15 protein-coding genes are annotated in these 17,776 nt (G+C 46.9%); 2 read left to right on the forward strand and 13 right to left on the reverse strand.

The genetic code is table 11. The annotated features are described in order from the left end of the window. Positions 1 to 8 precede the first annotated feature (8 nt). From V1498_RS21595 to V1498_RS21635, 9 genes are all read right to left on the reverse strand, one after another. Positions 9 to 1,583 (reverse strand): ATP-binding protein, encoded by a 1,575-nt coding sequence (locus V1498_RS21595; protein WP_409296243.1) that lies wholly within the window; start codon positions 1,581 to 1,583, stop codon positions 9 to 11. A 78-nt stretch (positions 1,584 to 1,661) separates the two neighbouring features. Continuing rightward, positions 1,662 to 3,188 (reverse strand): tripartite tricarboxylate transporter permease, encoded by a 1,527-nt coding sequence (locus V1498_RS21600; RefSeq protein ID WP_409296245.1) that lies wholly within the window; start codon positions 3,186 to 3,188, stop codon positions 1,662 to 1,664. Between the two features lie 18 nt (positions 3,189 to 3,206). Next, entirely contained in the window at positions 3,207 to 3,662 is a 456-nt protein-coding gene (locus V1498_RS21605; RefSeq protein ID WP_409296247.1) for a tripartite tricarboxylate transporter TctB family protein, read from the reverse strand. A 68-nt stretch (positions 3,663 to 3,730) separates the two neighbouring features. Beyond that, on the reverse strand, positions 3,731 to 4,753 hold the full coding sequence (locus tag V1498_RS21610) for a tripartite tricarboxylate transporter substrate binding protein (RefSeq protein WP_409296249.1): 1,023 nt from the start codon (positions 4,751 to 4,753) through the stop codon (positions 3,731 to 3,733). 211 nt (positions 4,754 to 4,964) lie between these two features. Then, positions 4,965 to 5,795: a neutral zinc metallopeptidase gene (locus V1498_RS21615; protein WP_409296250.1), complete on the reverse strand. Its 831-nt coding sequence runs from the start codon at positions 5,793 to 5,795 to the stop codon at positions 4,965 to 4,967. A 342-nt stretch (positions 5,796 to 6,137) separates the two neighbouring features. Then, positions 6,138 to 8,012 carry a molecular chaperone HtpG gene (htpG, locus tag V1498_RS21620; protein WP_409296252.1) on the reverse strand — a complete coding sequence of 625 codons (1,875 nt, stop codon included), beginning with the start codon at positions 8,010 to 8,012 and terminating at the stop codon, positions 6,138 to 6,140. Between the two features lie 149 nt (positions 8,013 to 8,161). After that, the gene (locus V1498_RS21625; protein ID WP_409296254.1) at positions 8,162 to 8,653 is read right to left on the reverse strand and encodes a methylated-DNA--[protein]-cysteine S-methyltransferase; all 492 of its coding nucleotides are present in this window, start codon (positions 8,651 to 8,653) and stop codon (positions 8,162 to 8,164) included. Continuing rightward, complete coding sequence (locus tag V1498_RS21630; protein ID WP_409296256.1) at positions 8,646 to 9,524, reverse strand: DNA-3-methyladenine glycosylase family protein; 879 nt, start codon at positions 9,522 to 9,524, stop codon at positions 8,646 to 8,648. The genes V1498_RS21625 and V1498_RS21630 overlap by 8 nt, the downstream gene beginning before the upstream one ends. A 14-nt stretch (positions 9,525 to 9,538) precedes the next feature. Then, positions 9,539 to 10,108 (reverse strand): bifunctional transcriptional activator/DNA repair enzyme AdaA, encoded by a 570-nt coding sequence (locus V1498_RS21635; RefSeq protein WP_409296258.1) that lies wholly within the window; start codon positions 10,106 to 10,108, stop codon positions 9,539 to 9,541. A gap of 686 nt (positions 10,109 to 10,794) precedes the next feature. Here V1498_RS21635 and V1498_RS21640 point away from each other — a divergent pair. Further along, the gene (locus V1498_RS21640; protein ID WP_409296260.1) at positions 10,795 to 11,703 is read left to right on the forward strand and encodes a Gfo/Idh/MocA family protein; all 909 of its coding nucleotides are present in this window, start codon (positions 10,795 to 10,797) and stop codon (positions 11,701 to 11,703) included. A 37-nt stretch (positions 11,704 to 11,740) separates the two neighbouring features. On the opposite strand, the gene V1498_RS21645 is transcribed toward V1498_RS21640, so the two are convergent. From V1498_RS21645 to V1498_RS21660, 4 genes are all read right to left on the reverse strand, one after another. After that, positions 11,741 to 12,577 carry a phytanoyl-CoA dioxygenase family protein gene (locus V1498_RS21645; RefSeq protein WP_409296262.1) on the reverse strand — a complete coding sequence of 279 codons (837 nt, stop codon included), beginning with the start codon at positions 12,575 to 12,577 and terminating at the stop codon, positions 11,741 to 11,743. A 147-nt stretch (positions 12,578 to 12,724) separates the two neighbouring features. After that, the gene (locus V1498_RS21650; protein ID WP_409296264.1) at positions 12,725 to 14,740 is read right to left on the reverse strand and encodes a Na+/H+ antiporter; all 2,016 of its coding nucleotides are present in this window, start codon (positions 14,738 to 14,740) and stop codon (positions 12,725 to 12,727) included. Positions 14,741 to 14,892: 152 nt separating this feature from the next. Beyond that, positions 14,893 to 16,161, reverse strand: coding sequence for an MFS transporter (locus V1498_RS21655; protein ID WP_409296266.1), 1,269 nt, complete (start codon positions 16,159 to 16,161; stop codon positions 14,893 to 14,895). A 33-nt stretch (positions 16,162 to 16,194) separates the two neighbouring features. Further along, complete coding sequence (locus V1498_RS21660) at positions 16,195 to 16,443, reverse strand: hypothetical protein (protein ID WP_409296268.1); 249 nt, start codon at positions 16,441 to 16,443, stop codon at positions 16,195 to 16,197. A 404-nt stretch (positions 16,444 to 16,847) separates the two neighbouring features. Here V1498_RS21660 and V1498_RS21665 point away from each other — a divergent pair, with 404 nt between their 5' ends. Next, positions 16,848 to 17,765 (forward strand): aldo/keto reductase family oxidoreductase, encoded by a 918-nt coding sequence (locus V1498_RS21665; protein WP_409296269.1) that lies wholly within the window; start codon positions 16,848 to 16,850, stop codon positions 17,763 to 17,765. The last annotated feature ends 11 nt before the right edge of the window (positions 17,766 to 17,776 follow it).

Here is a 17,776-nt window from a genome sequence, read left to right on the forward strand (position 1 = left end):
ACAACCCCTTATTTAGGTATCGCCACCGTAAATATTGTGCCCTCGCCCACTTCTGATGAAAAAGTAATGGCGCCGTCCAAACTCTTGACCGCTTCATTAACCAGGCTCAGCCCGATTCCCGCATTGCTGTTTTTACTCTTTGTAGAAAAACCCTCTTGAAAAATTCTATAATCATCGCCTTCTGCAATCCCTTTTCCGTTATCCTCCACTTCTATAATGAGTTCCCTGCCAAGGTCTGTTAAAAAGAGTGAGACCTGCTTTTCCCGCTTTTCATTTTCTCTTACTGCTTCAAAGGCATTGTTCACTAGATTGCCAATGATCGTGACCAGGCTTTTCCTGTCAATGGAAGCAGGGACGTCCTTGAAGCTGCTGCTGCGGTCCACGGTAAAATTGATTTTCAGTTCACTTGCCAGGCTGACTTTCCCTAAAACAAATCCTGCAATGATCGGATCCGGAATTTCAGATATCAAGAAATGAATGAAGCCTTGTGTAACGTCGACTTCCTTTGAAATAAATTCAACCGCTTCTTTATAGGATCCCAGCTGAATCAAGCCCAGCAGGGTATAGAGCCTGTTCGAATATTCATGGGTCTGTGCGCGCAGGCCCTCAGCGTATGCCTTTACATGAGATAATTCCTGCAGGAGGCTTGTCAGCTCTGATTTGCTGCGAAGGCTTGCTACAGCACCAATCACTACACCCTTTTTGTCTAAAATAGGTATCCGGTTTACAAGGAAAACTTCACCCTGTATCATGAGCTCCCGGTCATGCTCCGCCTGGCCCGAGCGGGCAACCTCCAGCAGATGCGTATTCTCAATGACATCCTCGATTTTTTTACCGCGCAGGAATATGTCATTTGGTATGCCGAGGATTTTATGGGCGGTTTCATTGACAACAGTCATTTTCCCAAGAGTATCGATGGCAATGATTCCTTCATGGATGGATTCCAGGATGGCATGCTTCTCCTGATACATCCAGGCTATTTCCCTCGGTTCGAGTCCGAAAATAGCCCGCTTGATGTTTAACGAGATTAATAGGGCGGCGAGTAATCCACCTGCTAAAATAATCAGGTTTACGATAAAAATCTTCCTGGTGATTTTGGAAAGCTCCTGTTTGATATCAGTCTGTAAATAGCCGACAGAAACAACCCCAATTACTTCTCCACCACTGAATACAGGTGCCTTTCCCCTCAGAGAAGGGCCGAGGGTGCCAGTCGATTCTGTGATTGAGGAGTGTCCATTAAAAACCTGGCCGTTATCGCCACCAACCATCTTTTGTCCTATCATTTTTGGATTTGGGTGGGAGTACCTGATTTCATTGCGATTCCCGATCACGATAAATTCTGCTCCCACTTCTTCCCGGACCTTTTCTGCAATAGGCTGAATGACAGCGGCAGGGTTTTTATCAAAAAAAGCCTCCTGGATGGATGGCATATTAGACAGTGTTTCAGCCACCGACAACGCTTTTGTGCCTTTTTCATGTTTCAGATTATCTTCCATTATCGTTATGAAGGTGTACTCGAAAAATCCTCCCATAAGGATGATTAGTACACATATCCCAAGCATTAATTTTGTATGTAACCGCAATGTTCACACCTCTATATCATCATACTAAAAAAACTCCTTAAAAAAAGGAGCTTTTCAAAATTATCTGATTATTACCAGTTATGCTGCTTCATTTATAATGACATTCTTTCCTTTCTTCTTCAAAACAACCGGAATGAGCAGCCATAGCACCGCCACAATCAGAAACACCGCTGAGATGGGACGTATCACAAAAATACTATAATCCCCATTTGATATGGTCAGGGCACGGCGGAAATTATTTTCTATCATCGGCCCGAGTACCAGGCCAAGCACGAGCGGTGCAATCGGATAATCATACTTGCTTAGGAAATATCCCAGCACGCCGCAGACCAAAAGGAGCAGGAGGTCGTTTGTAGAAACCTGGACTGCATACACGCCGAATATCGAGATGGCGATAATGATCGGAATCAAAAACTGCTTTGGCGTCTGGATAATTTTCGCAAATACCTTAACCAGAGGCAGATTCAGTATCAGCAGCATGACATTGCCGATGAACATACTGGCTATCAATCCCCAGGCCACCTGTGGATGATCTTCAAAAAGCAGCGGACCTGGCTGAACATTGTACATCATTAATGCACCCATCAAAATGGCAGTAGTCCCGGAGCCCGGTATCCCCAATGTCAATAAGGGTATCATGGCTCCTCCGGATGCAGCGTTATTGGCGGATTCTGGTGCAGCCACGCCGGCAATTGTCCCAGTGCCAAATTTTTCAGGTGTTTTTGAGATCTTTTTTTCAAAGATATAGGAAAAGAAGGAAGCAAGCGTTGCTCCAGCACCCGGAAGGATGCCGATAAAGAATCCCAGAATCGATCCCCTTGCTATGGGCCCAGCTGATTCCTTCATTTCTTCCCTTGTTGGCAGCATATTGTTGATCTTAGCGATATTGGTATCCTCTTCTTCATTTTCAAGGATTGTCTTAAAGACTTCTCCAAGGGCAAACAATCCTACAGCTATGGTAAGGAACTCTATCCCCTGATAGAGCCAGGGGATATCAAAGGTGAATCTTGCAATGCCAGAAACACTGTCAATTCCAATCGTACCAAGCAATAGTCCGCTGACGGTCATGATCAGCGCCTTGGTCACAGATTTTCCAGCCAATCCGCTGACGGCACCCAACCCAAGCAGCATTAGCGAAAAGTATTCAGCCGGGCCAAACTTCAGAGCAACGTTTGACAGCGGCTTAGCCAGTACAATAAGTGCAGCAAGGGTGAAAATGCCCGCAGCAAATGAGCCGATGGCGGCAATGGATAATGCGCTGCCGGCTCTCCCCTTTTTCGCCATCTGATAACCATCTAAAGTCGTCACCACCGAGGATGACTCACCAGGTGTATTTAATAAAATGGATGTAGTCGATCCGCCATACATGGCCCCATAATAGACCCCTGCCAGCAGGATGATCGCACTTGCCGCAGCCTGTTCAGGCGGGAGCCCTCCTGTAATAGAAGCAGTGACAGGAATAAGGAGCGCCACCCCGCTCATTGGGCCGATTCCGGGAAGCACACCGACAGCTGTCCCAATCAATACGCCCGCGAAGGCAAATATTAAGTTATACCAGATAAGGGCAGTTCCAAAACCGTGAATCAAAAAATCCAGCGTACTCATCATGCAGTCTCCTTTCTATTATGAAAACCAGATGGGCCATCCGGGCAGTGTCCCTTTCAATACATCGACAAATAAGAAATAAACAACCCCGGAAAAAACGGCGGAGATGATAAGCGATGTAATCCACTTGCTGCGCTCCATTGCTTGAAAACTGATGAACAAAAAAACGAAGGTGGTTATTACGTAGCCAATCGTTTCAAGTGTCAGAATATACAGAAGAGCAGCTGCCAGGATAATGAAAAAGGTCTTATATTCCAGCTTGTCTTTTTTTCCTCCCTCAACGTTCGTACACATTGTCTCGTAAAATAAGCGGATGCTTAACAAAACAAGGATTATGCCGAGGAATAAGGGGAAAATATCAGGGCCTACTACGCTTCCATATGCAGATTGGCCGATATTTCGGCTTCCCACAATAAAAAATACGCCGGCCGCAAGGAATAAGACAGCCGCAATATGATCAAATTTGAGGTCCATTTCATCACCCAATTTCTGAATAATTTAATGAGGCTGGCCCTTAAAACCAGGGACAGCCCCGTTTAGTTTTACTTCTGCATACCGAGCGATTCCAAAAGCTCCTGAACCTGGCTTTCCTGTTCACCCAGGAACTTTTTGAAATCAGAACCATTTCTGTACTCCATTTCCCAGCCCTGTGTCTCCACTTCCTTTTTCCACTCTGGCGATTTTACCAGCTTTGCGATCGTCTTTTCCCAGTATGATTTAGCCTCAGCACTCATTTTTTCAGGGCCGAATACACCTCTCCAGATGGTGAACTCTGCGTCAATTCCCTGTTCTTTTGCCGTAGGCACCTCTTTATAATCCCCGCTTAATCTTTCAGAAGCAGTGACAGCAAGCACTTTTACTTTCCCTGCCTTCAGGAACTCTTTTACACTTGAGGCATCGGTTCCGATAACATCGGCATTGCCGCCAAGAAGGGCAGTGATCGCTTCCCCTCCGCCATCATAGGAAACATATTTAAGCTTTGTCGGATCTAATCCGTACTTATAAGCCGGCAGGACTGAGATTAGATGATCCATTGAACCTGGGGCCGATCCGCCGGCAAAAGTAAGCTTCTTAGGATCCTTTTTGACTTCTTCAAGGACAGACTTTAAATCGGTGAACTTAGAATCCGCCTTAACCACGATCGCTCCAAAATCCTTTGTAAGCTGGGCAAGCGGTGTTGTGTTTTTATAGCCGTATGGGCTGTTGCCTTCCTTTTTAAGATTATTGATAATGATCGGCGGGGAGTTGACCAGGAGCATGTCCTCATTCTGTGCCTGCTGTGTTGCATATTCCGCCATGAAAACAGCTCCGCCTCCTCCCGGTTTATTCTCTACAGTCAAAGGCTGCTTCACGAGCTTCGTCTCACTGAGAACCTTCGTAAAAGACCGGGCAGTCAAGTCCCAGCCTCCACCGGCTCCAGATGGGGCAACAACGGTGATGGCTTTTTTCGGGTATCCAGTCTTGGAGCTTCCAGACACTGTATCATTGCCGCTGCTGCAGGCAGCCAGGCTTAACATTAAGGCCCCCGCACCTATAACTGCATAAATCTTCTTGATCGATAACATATGAATCCTCCTTGTAAGCGTTTTCTTGATTTTACAAAAATAAAAGAACTAATAAAGTTTATAAATTTAAAGAGCATAAAAAACATTAAGGACATTTTGTTCATTTTGTTCATGAAAAAATAAAGCCTCTAATGTCCGGCATTAGAGGTTGTATGTGCCTGATTCCGCAGACATACAAAAAGCCTGCCCCCTAAGGAAACAGGCTCCGGTTTTATAGATTTTTCGCCCTGAAGGTGTCTCCGCCTTCAATGGTCCCGTTTTCGAATCCTTTGTAGAACCAGCGCTTCCGCTGCTCTGATGTTCCGTGTGTGAAGCTTTCGGGTACTGCATACCCCTGAGCCTTTTTCTGGAGGGTATCATCTCCGACGGCGCTTGCTGCATTCATGGCTTCCTCCAGGTCGCCTTTCTCAAGCACGTCCATGCCCTGGGCATGATGAGCCCATACGCCTGCGAGGTAGTCAGCCTGAAGCTCAAGGCGGACCGATTGTTCATTGGACTTTCCGCCGCCCGCTGTCCTTCCCATGGACCCGAGCAGGTTCTGTACATGGTGGCCGACTTCATGCGCTATAACATAGGCCATGGCAAAATCGCCTGGTGCCTGGAATTTCTGCTGCAGTTCATCATAAAAACTTAGATCAATGTAAAGCTTCTGGTCGCCCGGACAATAGAATGGCCCTACCGATGAACCGGCTGTCCCGCATGCAGACTGCACGCTGTCTGTATATAATACCAGGGTCGGCTTCTCATAGACCCTGCCTTCTTCTTCAAAAACCTCCGTCCACACATCCTCTGTATCAGCAAGGACCACTGAGACGAACTGGGCCAGTTCTTTTTCCTCTGCTGACTCTTCATAGGGAGCATCCGAACGGGATCCCGGATCGGTCATGCCCATATTATTCAAGAGATCCCCAGGATTGCCGCCCATAAGGGTCACGATTAGCACAAGGATGATGCCGCCAATGCCGCCGCCAACCAGTTTGCCGCCGCCCATTCCCCTGCGGTCTTCTACATTCGAGCTTCCTCTTCTACCTTTCCATTCCATCGATTTTCCTCCTGATCTTAAGTATAAACAGAAATGGATTGCTTTCTTCTGTTATACCCATGATCAGGTTAATTAGTTATTTCTTTTCTAACTTTTTGATTTCAAAAATACAAAAAACCCACATGAGTCTTCTACTACTCACAACCATGTATGGAAAAGAACATACGGAAGAGCAGAAACAAACACAATAAGGCGGTGGAGCGGAACAAGACACACCAGGAATGCCAGGAAGATGCATGATGTTCGCACCCAGCTGCAGGAAGCCTTTTAATCCATGCAGCTCCGCCCCTTTTCCAAAGAAAAGGAGCATGGCTGGCCATGCTCCCTGGATATTATTCATTTTCAGACCATAATTTTGCAGATATCGTTCGTAAAATCAACCGGATCCTCGATTGGAAGACCTTCAATCAGGAGCGCCTGATTATAGAGCAGATTCGTATATAGGGAAAGCTTCTGCTTATCCTGTTCTAAGGCGGCTTTCAGGGCAGTGAATACTTCGTGGCCCGGATTGATTTCGAGCACCTTTTCTGCCTGGACATTCTGGCTGTCCGGCATTGCCTTCAGAATCTTTTCCATTTCGATGGAAACCTGGCCTTCAGCAGATAGACAGACCGGATGGCTCTTCAGGCGCTTAGAGATGCGTACATCCTTCACTTTGCCTGAGAGGGCCTCTTTCATGTATTGGAATAGCTCCTTATTTTCTTCTGAATCGGAAGCTTCCTTATCCCCTTCTTCTTCAAGGCCAAGATCGGCGCTTGATACGGAGCGGAATTCTTTATCCTGATAAGACATCAGCATTTTGATGGCAAACTCGTCGATTTCTTCTGTAAAGAAGAGGATCTCATATCCCTTGTCAGCAACCATTTCCGTCTGTGGCAGCCTTTCAATCCTTTCATTGGATTCCCCGGATGCATAGTAAATGTATTTTTGGTCTTCCGGCATTCTGGATACATATTCAGCAAGGGTGACAAGCCCTTTTTCCTTAGACGAATAGAACATCAAGAGATCCTGGAGTGTTTCTTTATGGGTGCCATAGTCGCTGTAAACCCCAAATTTAAGCTGGCGGCCGAACGACTTATAAAACGCTTCATATTTTTCCCGTTCGTTCTTGAGCAGACTTTGCAGCTCTGATTTGATCTTTTTGTTAATGTTCTTGGCAATCAGCTTAAGCTGGCGGTCATGCTGGAGGATTTCCCTTGATATATTCAGGGATAAATCATCGGATTCTACCATTCCCTTAACAAAGCTGAAATAATCCGGAAGCAGTTCCGCACTTTTATTCATGATCAGCACACCATTGGAATACAGCTCCAGCCCTTTCTCATATTCCGGTGAGTAAAAGTCAAATGGTGTTTTTTCAGGGATGAATAATACCGCATGATAGCGTACGGCTCCGTCCACGCTTATGTGAATGGATTTAAGCGGCTTATCAAAGCCATAGTGCTTTTCAGCATAAAAGTTTTCATAATCCTCCGGCGTAAGCTCGCTTTTGTTCTTTCTCCAAATAGGCACCATGCTGTTGATGGTCTGTTCTTCTTTTACTTCCTCCAGTTCATCCTCGCTGCCTTCCTTAGGCTTTTGAGCGCTCACTTCCATCTTGATTGGATAGCGGATGAAGTCTGAGTATTTCTTAATGATCGCCTTCAAGCGGTATTCTTCAAGAAATTCATCATAGCTTTCCTCATCGCTGTTTTCCTTGATGTACATCGTAATCTCTGTACCCACTGCCTCTTTTTCACAAGGCTCAAGCGTATAGCCGTCCGCACCCTCTGATTCCCATTTAAAGGCTTCAGTGCTTCCAAGTGCCCTGGAGACTACAGTCACCTTGTCAGCCACCATGAAGGCGGAGTAAAAGCCCACACCGAACTGTCCGATGATTCCGTGGTCTTCCTCCACTTCGTTTTCCTTCTTGAAAGCCAGAGAGCCGCTCTTTGCGATGGTACCGAGATTGTTTTCCAGCTCTTCAGCTGTCATCCCGATCCCGGTATCTGTGATGGTAAGAGTCCGGGAATCTTTATCTGCCGCCACTTTTATGTAATAGCTGTCTTTATCGAAATTCAATGTGTCATCGGTCAGTGCCTTGTAATAAATTTTGTCGATTGCATCGCTGGCGTTTGAAATCAACTCTCTCAAAAATATTTCCCGATGAGAATAAATGGAGTTGATCATCATTTCCATAAGCCTTTTTGATTCAGCTTTAAACTGTGTCTTGACCATTCGTTTTTCTCCTCCTGCGATTTTATCTTTTAGCACTCTTTACATCCGAGTGCTAACCCCCTTATTAAATATCATATCCTGCAATCGCGTGTCAACATGCATGGAACTGTTTTATGGCATAAGAAAAGCCGGCATCCAAGGCCGGCGGTTCATTGATTCTGTTTAGCCAGGACGGCTTCTTCATGGCGGAGCAGCCATTCCTTCCTCCATAGTCCGCCAGCATAGCCTGTCAAGGTCCCGTTTGTGCCGATGATGCGATGGCAGGGGATGACAATGCTGAGGCGGTTTCTTCCATTTGCTGTGCCTACCGCGCGGATTGCTTTCTCATTGCCGATGGCAGCTGCGATGTTTTTATAGGTACCGGTTTTTGCATAAGGAATGGCAGTCAGCGCCTTCCAGACATTCTGCTGAAAGGGAGTGCCATTCAGGAGATAGGGAAAAGTAAAATCCATCCTGTCTCCTGTAAAATACTCATGAAGCTGAACATAGCACTCCTTAACCGGTCCGGGCGCACGGGTTGAAAGTATCTCCTCTGCTTCTTTTTTATCCGTGAACAGGATGGAGAAGACCCCTTCATCTGTTCCTTTGATTTCAATCACCCCAACCGGTGATTCGTAATCTGCTGTATATAGCTCAATCATATAAAGACCTCCATAGATAGAACACTGCATATGCTTCCCACCCTCTCCACCGGGCTGCAGCGCTATTGATTTCATCTGGTGACGGCTTGCGCGCAAGGCCCAGCTGTTCTTTCAGGGCATTCTGAAAACCGGCATCGCCAGCGGGCAGGGCTGAAGGTTCACGAAGGCACTTCATCAGGACATATTCTGCCGTCCATGCACCCACTCCCCTTATGTTCATCAGCAGAACCTTCTTCTCTTTGAAGCCCCCTGCCTGCCGCAGGCTTTCTGTAGTGAGCTTCCCGCCTGCCATGAGGTTTGCTATCCCGATTATATATTCTGCTTTCCTTTTTGTGAATGACAGCTGTGTCAGATCCTCCGTCCCAAGGGCGGCTATCAGCCTGCAGTCCGGAAAAATCCAGTAAGTTTCCCCGCCATAATCCGCCTTTTCCCCGTACCTCTCTACAAAACGTTTTTTAATCTTATAGGCATACGAAAGATTGATCTGCTGCCCGATGACTGCCCAGGAAAGAGCTTCAAACAAGTCTGGTATGCCGACCAGCCTGAGGCCCTTGAACCTTCCCGCTAAATCCCCGATAACAGGATCCCCCGCCGCCATTTGATAAAAGCCAGTTAAATTGCGATCCAGGTCCAGCCATTCCCTGATATATCCGGCGGCGGCTATTTGGCCGTTCAGAGAAGCTCCTGCTGGAAATTCTAAAAGGATTCGGCCTTCCTCGCAGGTAACCTTGATCAGGATTCTTTCACCTTCCGCTTTTATCAGTTTAAACAGGGCGCTCCCTTCTATCCGGTGCAGCACTTCCTCACTCGACCGGTTTAGGAATGCCAGAACTTCCGGAAAATTGAAATGCGGCGGTCTCTTTATCTCCAAGAGGATCCTCTCCATTACATGTCCCCATCCTTCAGGGCGGAACGATATTCACCGGGAGAACAGTGCATTAAGCTGCGGAAGACTTTGTAAAAATTCGAGAGGCTGTGGAAGCCCGCTTCATAGCTGATTTCTGCGCCGCTCAAATCTGTCTGCCTAAGCATATGGGCTGCTTTATCGATCCGGACCTTATCCAGGTAAGAGCGGGGAGTCTCATTCGTCTCAGCCTTGAAAACCCGTTCCAAATAAGATGCGCTGACCCCAATCTGCCTGCTGATATCAGCGAGCGTCACACTCTCTTTATAATGGCCAGCTAGATAAGCGGCGATCTCCTGTACCAGGCTCTCATGCGGGGACCTCTCCACTTCCGGCTGGCATCGTTTGCAGGCGCGGTATCCGGCTGCCTCCGCTTCATGCTTCAGCCTGAAAAATTCAACATTCACTTTCTTGGGCTTCCGTGACCGGCAGGACGGCCTGCAGTAGATGCGTGTCGTTTTGACGGCTGTATAAAACAGCCCGTCATATGCCCGGTCGCACGCCATGATTTTATCCCACATCTCCTCAAAGGAAAAATTGAGTGAAGACACGCCTGTTCCTCCATTCTCGTAATGGCTCTTTTATATATTTATTTTAACCGGAAATGTATAGGATTTCGTCCTGATTCTTGCTCTTTGAGTCTATAAAAATGCCGGGCAAGACCGTTGTGAAGCAAAACGGTTCTAATTATCTCTTTACGACCAAAGTGAGCTCTCAGTGAAGGCAGATCGGTTCTAACTGAAGCTTTACAACCAAATTGAGCTCTCAGTTAAAGCAAAATGGTTCTAATTGTCTCTTTAAAACCAAATTGAGCTCCCAGTGAAGACAAAATGGTTCTAATTGACGCTTTACGAGCAAATTGAGCTCTCAGTGAAGACAAAATGGTTCTAATTGACGCTTTACGACCAAAATGGGCTCTCCGTTAAAGCAAATCGGTTCTAATTGACGCTTTAAAACCAAATTGGGCTCTCCGTTAAGACAAAATGGTTCTAATTCACGCTTTACAACCAAAACGAGCTCCCAGCTAAGACAAAATGGTTCTAATCGACTCTTTACGACCAAATGGAACTCCAAATTAAGGCAAAACGGTTCTAAACCGCCTTAAAAGCCAAAACCATTATAAAGTGAGCGCTGCTAAAGAGCAGCGCTCTAGTTATTTTCTCAGTACTCGCTGAATGCCTCCGGTACGGTGTATGTGATAAACTCAAAGGCAAAAGAAAGGCTCGGGGTGAAGAACATGAAAATTGGAATCATTGGAATTGGGGATATTGCGGCAAAGGCTTATTTGCCGGTGCTTAGTGAGCAGGAAGGAATTGAGCTGGTTCTTTGCACGAGGAATATCGACATACTGAATAAGTTTTCACGCAAATACCGGATCCCGGAAAAGGTTCAGACCGTCGATGAGCTGATTGCGAAAAACATTGATGCGGCCTTCATCAGCACCGCTACAGAGGCACACTTTGAAATGGCAGAGACACTGCTACTGGCCGGGATAGATGTATATATTGATAAACCAATATCTCTGCATTTAAACGAAACAAGAAGGATTGTGGAGCTGGCTGAGGAAAAGAACCGGATTGCGATGGTCGGGTTCAACCGGCGCTTTATTCCGCCTGTTAATAGCCTGAAGGACCATGGGAAGGCAAGCCTGATCCTTATGCAGAAGAACCGCTTTTCATCTCCGGATCACACGCGGAGATATGTGGTGGAGGACTTTATCCATGTAGTGGATACGCTGAGGTTTCTGATGGATACCGAGGTTTTGGAGGTAAAGACAGAATTCCTGAAAAAAGAGGGTCTGCTTCATCAGCTGGTGGTACAGCTTATCGGTGATGGATGCATTGGCATCGGTATCATGAACCGCGATGGAGGGGTGACCGAGGAAGTGATCGAATACAATACCGGACAGCACAAGTTTGTGGTGAAGTCCCTCGTCGAGACGGTACATTACCATAATAAAGACGTCAGCCTCACAGGCTTCGGTGACTGGGAGCCTACCCTCTTTAAACGGGGCTTCTACCAGATGGCCGGCCACTTCATCGACTGTGTGCGGGAGAGAAAGACACCCAACCCTTCCATAAAGGACTCATTGATTACCCATGAAATTTGCGAAAGAATTGTAGAGGCCATTGAAGGTGCGGAGTAAAAAAAGGATACCGGCTGCCGGTATCCTTTTTTTATATTCAGGCTTCTCCCATCATCAGCCCCTCGATGCTGTGGCCCTGGACGATCACTTCGAGTTCGTCTACAACCCTGCAGAACAGATGCCTCTTCAGTTCTTCCGGCAGGCTGTCATAAAACTTCCTGGTAATCTGCAGATCATGCCGCTCATGGTTATTCGCACCAGGTGCATCGACCCCGAGCACCAATACCGGCCTCGCCTTGTCCGAATGATTGGCGGTTCCACGGTGGATGGTCAAAGCGGAGCGGACAGATATGTCCCCCATCTTCGGCATCTTTTGTTCAGCTTTTTCCTCATAACGGGAATAAAGTTCCTTTGGAGGAAACATTTCATGTTCAAATTGTGAAGAATCGTCCCACTGAGTTCCGGGAGCAATTTCAAACGGCCCCATATCGGCCTCTACATCTACGGTTGTAAGGTTGAATGCCAAAGAATTCAGACGTCGGCCCTTCACAGTGTCTTCAGGTGCGGGGAAATCCCGGTGCCAGGGCTGGTTTACCGCCCCAGGATTCGGCACATCGAAGCCAATTTCGACTATCTTGTAATCGGGTCCAAGCACCGATTCGCAGACGGCTTTCACCCATGGATGGGTAACCAGTTCAACGAAGCCCCGGATATCCTCAGGATGAATCTCGACATAATGGCGCTTCGGGCCGCGGCCCACTGCTCCGCCGGGCCTTTTTAACGCTTCTTCATACAGTACAGCAATATCTTCGCCAAGCTCTTTTGCAAATTGACGGCTGAAGGCTCCTTTCAGCCCTAATATCCCAGGTCCGTAAAGCGCTTCCATTATGTTGGCAGTGTCAAACTCCATTGCTTTAGTCTCTACGTTACTCATTGCTTCCTCCTTCTGGTTTCCTACCCTTTTATCTATGAACTTCTCATGGTTTACATCCATATTATCGAGTCCCGGCAATCGATGTCAATTTACAGAAACCGCTCCCTTGAAAGAAGCAGCTGACATAGCCGGCAGCTGCTTCTTTTTTCACTCTGTATATTCCTGGAGCATAATGCTTTCATGATAATTGATAAATCTTCTTAACTCTTTAGCCTGACTTCTTGAGATTTCGCCTGCCTCAAGCATAGTCCGGATCTTTGAACGCTCCAGATCCATCACCCTGATCCGCAGCTCTTCCTTCTCTTCTTCCTTCTCCGTATTATCATGGGAGGAAGGTGCCTTAAGCCGGTTGATCATCCTTTTATAATCCAGAATCACCACATTCACCATGTCCTTGCGCTCGCTGTCCTTTAAACCCTCCAGATGATCCATGGCTGCCTGGAGTGCTTCCATCTGCACAGACTTGCCGAGACGCCATTTAGCTTCCATCGCATCCTTCTCTTTCGGCTGGCGGCCCCTGAACCTCCTCCAGGCTCTTGCCATTTTTCCGATCAGATAAGAGAACCCAGACTGTGCATGTCTAGTGAGTGCCTCTTCACGGTAATCAAAAAATTTCTGGAGCAGATCATAGGTTTCCTGGTCTATATCACCGTCTTCCAGTTCTTTTTCAATATAATCACGCTCTGTCTTAATGGCCTCAAGCCGCAGTTCGTTCATTTTATCCTGATACATATCCGTATCCTGATCGGCATTCGAAGCCGGACTGACCTGCTGAAACATGAACTTATATTCTTCAATAAGCTCATAGGCTGCGGCTTCATTTTCTTCGTTCATCTCGGAATGAAGCTTCCTTATCCCCGAAATCAGAAGTTTTTTCTTCGCTTCATTTATATCCAGATAATCATCCAGCTCTCCTAAGCTTTCCTCCTTACTCAATATGGGCAGCAGGATGGTAGCGGCAAGCAGGGTGAACAAGATAACCCCGGCTGCCAAAAAGAGGATCAATGACCGCTCCGGAAAATCTGCACCGCTGTCAATAGCCATAGGGATTGACAGCACCCCTGCCATGGCGATGGATCCGCGGACACCTGTCAGGCTGACCAGCAGGGTTGTCCTGATCGTGGGCTTTTCTCCCTGCCCTGCATGATATTCATAAGTGGCAAACAGATGCGCCCAGACAAAGCGGATACCGAGTATCGCCACACCAATGGCGATGGCATACCCGACCAGCTGCCAATTTCCTATATTCGGATCCTTCACAGATTCCTTGATGGAAGAAGGGATTTTTAATCCCAGCAGCAGGAAGACAATGCCGTTTAGAATAAAAGAAATCATGGACCAGATATTCTCGGTGAGAACCTGCTCTTCCGCCACCATCGTTTCAGTATGCTCCTTGACAAGGGCATGAACAATCCCTGCCACCACCACCGCAATGACCCCTGAAGCGTGAAGGAATTCCTCCGTTATGATAAAGATCAGGAAGGGTGTCATGATCTGAAGCAGCGAATGGAAGATAACATCCTCAATCCCATTCTGTCTCAGTGTGAACCTGAACCAGGTTATGAGAAAGCCAAGGACAAGGCCGAGTACGGCACCAGCGATAAACATATACGTAAAATCAAAGACGGCGGACTTTAAAGAAAAATAGCCCGTTACCACTGCCGCCACCGCATAATTGAATGCTACAAGGCCAGAAGCGTCATTGATCAGCGATTCTCCCCTGACCAGGTTCAATACCTTATCCGGCAGCCTGACCCTTTTGGCAATCCCGTTCACCGCAACCGGATCTGTCGGCGAGAGAATGGCCGCAAGCGCAAGGGCGGCCGCAACAGGAATGGCCGGTATGAGCCAATGAACGAAATACCCGCCTGCAATGGTGGTCAATAAGACCAGGATGATGGCATTCCCGAGGATGGGTGCCCGCATCTTCCACAGCTCTTCGCGGGGAAAATGCCGGCCATCATTATATAAAAGCGGAGCCACGAACAGCAGCAGAAACCATTCTGTCTCCAGCTCAAACGAAACATCTTTATACAGCAGTGCAAAGAGGACACCGAGTCCTATCTGAATCAGTGCTGCTGGTATGAATTGAACATAATGGCTGATAATATTTGAGATTAACAGGCAGACCAGCAGCAGAAGAACTGTCATTAATATATCCATTTACGCACTCCCATCCAACGGTCCTCAAAATTTCCCTTATTCCTCCATACCCCTTTTTTATCATGTGTAAATACTTTCAGGAAAAAACAACTTGACGATTTTCACAACGAAAAAGAAGGACCGGGACTACTCCGATCCTTCAAAGATGCAAATCAGCCGGCCATCGGCTTTGTCTCCTGACCTTCCCGGCGTTCCCGGATCAGCAGGCCGCCGGCGAGCCCAACCACCGCGAACACAACCGAGATCATGAAGCCATAATGGTAGCCAACACTGTCTGGCGAGTTATTAAAATGATCCAATACTTTACCGAATAAGCTTGGCAGCAATACCGCACTCAAAAAGCCGCCCGTGTTCGCAAAGCCAGATACGACACCCACTTCCCTAATGTCGAAGGATTTCCGCACAACGGCAAAAGTAAGTGAACTGGCTCCATTTCCATATCCGATAATCAGGAAAAGGATAATCAGCATGTACATGGGCGGCTTGCCGCTGTATAGCAGAAAGGCTGCCCAGCTCAGGCAGATAAAGATATGGACGATCACGTATGGCCGCTTGATCGAATCGATGCGGCTTGAGATCCATCCGGTGAGCGGGGCACCGATGATCGCGCCCAGCAGGCCGACCATGATGAGCTGGCTCGATTCAGAGCGGCTCATATCATAGACATGCATGCCATAGGGCACAGCCCAGGATCCAATGAAGCCCACATAAGTGCCGACTGCCCCAAAGTGACACAGAAAGGCTGCCCATGCCTGACGGTCACTGAATATTCTGCGCAGGAGCACCCATGTTTTTTCCCGTTTCACTGAAGATTTCTTTTCTTTTTTGGGAAGATCCTTCTCCATGCGGGCCGGCTTCTTGATCAGTACAACATATAGAAGCATCGAACAGGCGCACAGAATGATTCCTGTTGTGAAAAATGGCATCCGCCATCCTGAAAAAGCGATCCAGGCTGAAAACGGAACGGTCGCCATTAAAAAACCAAGGCTCCCGGACATGCCGGCAAAGCCCAGCAGTCCTACAAACTCTCTTACCTTAAACCACTGGCTCAAAATCAGAACCAGGTTGACCCAGATCGTGGCATCCCCAATCCCGACCATAAGCCTTGCCGCAAGAAGGATATGCTCATTCGGCGCTGTGCTGTATAAAACGGTACCAAGCCCGGTGAGCAGCGTTCCAAAGACAAGGAAGAAATTGGGCCCGAACCGGTCAGACAGAACCCCGATCGGGACCTGCAGACTGGAATAGGCAAGGAACTGGACGCTGGTAAGCAGTCCGATTGTGGAAGCCGTCACACTGAAGTCCTTCATGAGCTGGTCTGAAATCAAGCCTGGTGCTGTCCGCTGGCTGACGATCAAAAAATATGTAAATAATACCGAGGCGAATACGACCCATCTATACCTGCTGTTTTGCTTATCCACTGCTACCTACTCCTGTTGTTTGAGATGATTTTGTTAAGGTTGTTTTTTCACAAGTCTTATATAATACTTTTCCATTTCAAATAGAAAGTCCCATTTATTTGTTTTTAACCATTCAAATATTTTTAGTATTTCCTGATTCCGGTCTTTAAACTTATTAAGAAGTTCTAAGCCTAAAATCAAAGCATCACTCTCATTGTATCTTTTTCTTTTTACTATAATCTTTATCCTATCAAAAACTGGATCAATGACAGATTCATCTCCGTGTCGATTTATGCCTAGCATTCCATATCACTCTTGTAACCCTTGTCTGCCTATCTTTTCTAATAAAGATGACAGTTTATCTCCGTTTTTCTCACCTGAAAGCTGCTTATTCTTCAAAATGAAAACCTTCCTTTAGTCGGGTTTTATGTGAAGAAAACAGGAACCAAGGGCTCAGATAGGTAAAATTATAAGCTGAAGTCACCTTTACGAAAATACTCACAAAAATCAGTTCTAAAAAAACAACTATCTCTTAGTAAAGAACTTTTTGTTATTATACTCCATTTTATCCCGTTAAAGTGGCCAGAAGACTTGCATGCCTTAAAAATTGAGCCTGCCGCCCTTCTGTGTCAAAATAAAATTACATTAAAAAGTCCCGGAAAATCGGTGACGCTATTACTATATTCCAATATTGGAGGATGTTAAACATGAGAACGATGAAGCTTGGAAGCAGCCAATTAGAAGTCCCTGTTGTTGCAGTCGGGTGCATGCGCATCAATTCCCTGGATAAAGCCGAGGCGGAGCGCTTTGTACAGACCGCACTTGATGAAGGTGCCAACTTCTTTGACCATGCGGATATTTACGGCAGCGGAGAATGCGAGGAAATCTTCGCAGATGCTGCAGGCATGAGTGCCGGCGTGCGCGAGAAGATGATCCTCCAGTCTAAATGCGGCATCCGCAAAGGAATGTTCGATTTCTCCAAAGACTATATCCTTGAGTCAGTCGACGGTATTTTAAAGCGCTTAAAAACCGATTATCTTGATATCCTCCTGCTTCACCGCCCGGATGCCTTAGTGGAGCCGGAAGAAGTAGCAGAAGCATTCGATATTCTCGAGACTTCAGGAAAGGTGCGCCACTTTGGTGTTTCCAACCAAAAGCCAATGCAGATCGAGCTGCTGAGGAAATATGTGAAACAGCCCCTGGTCGCCAACCAGCTTCAGCTCAGCATCACCAATGCCAATATGATTTCAAACGGGATCAATGTAAACATGGAAAACGATTCAGCGGTGGAGCGTGACGGCAGTGTGCTGGACTACTGCCGCCTTCATGACATCACCATCCAGCCGTGGTCTCCATTCCAATTCGGATTCTTTGAAGGCGTATTTCTTGGAAACGAGAAATTCCCTGAACTGAACAAGCAAATCGACGAAATTGCAGCAAAATATAATGTCAGCAATACGACGATAGCTGTTGCCTGGCTACTGCGCCACCCGGCACATATGCAGCCTGTGATCGGCACCATGAATACCGGCCGCTTACAAGAGTGTATCAAAGCAGGCGATGTCCACCTCACTCGTGAAGAGTGGTACAGCATTTATCGTGCTGCAGGCAATATTCTCCCATAAACCTTATTTTC

Source organism: Paraperibacillus marinus (genome assembly GCF_046237605.1).
Classification (GTDB): domain Bacteria; phylum Bacillota; class Bacilli; order Bacillales; family DSM-1321; genus Paraperibacillus; species Paraperibacillus marinus.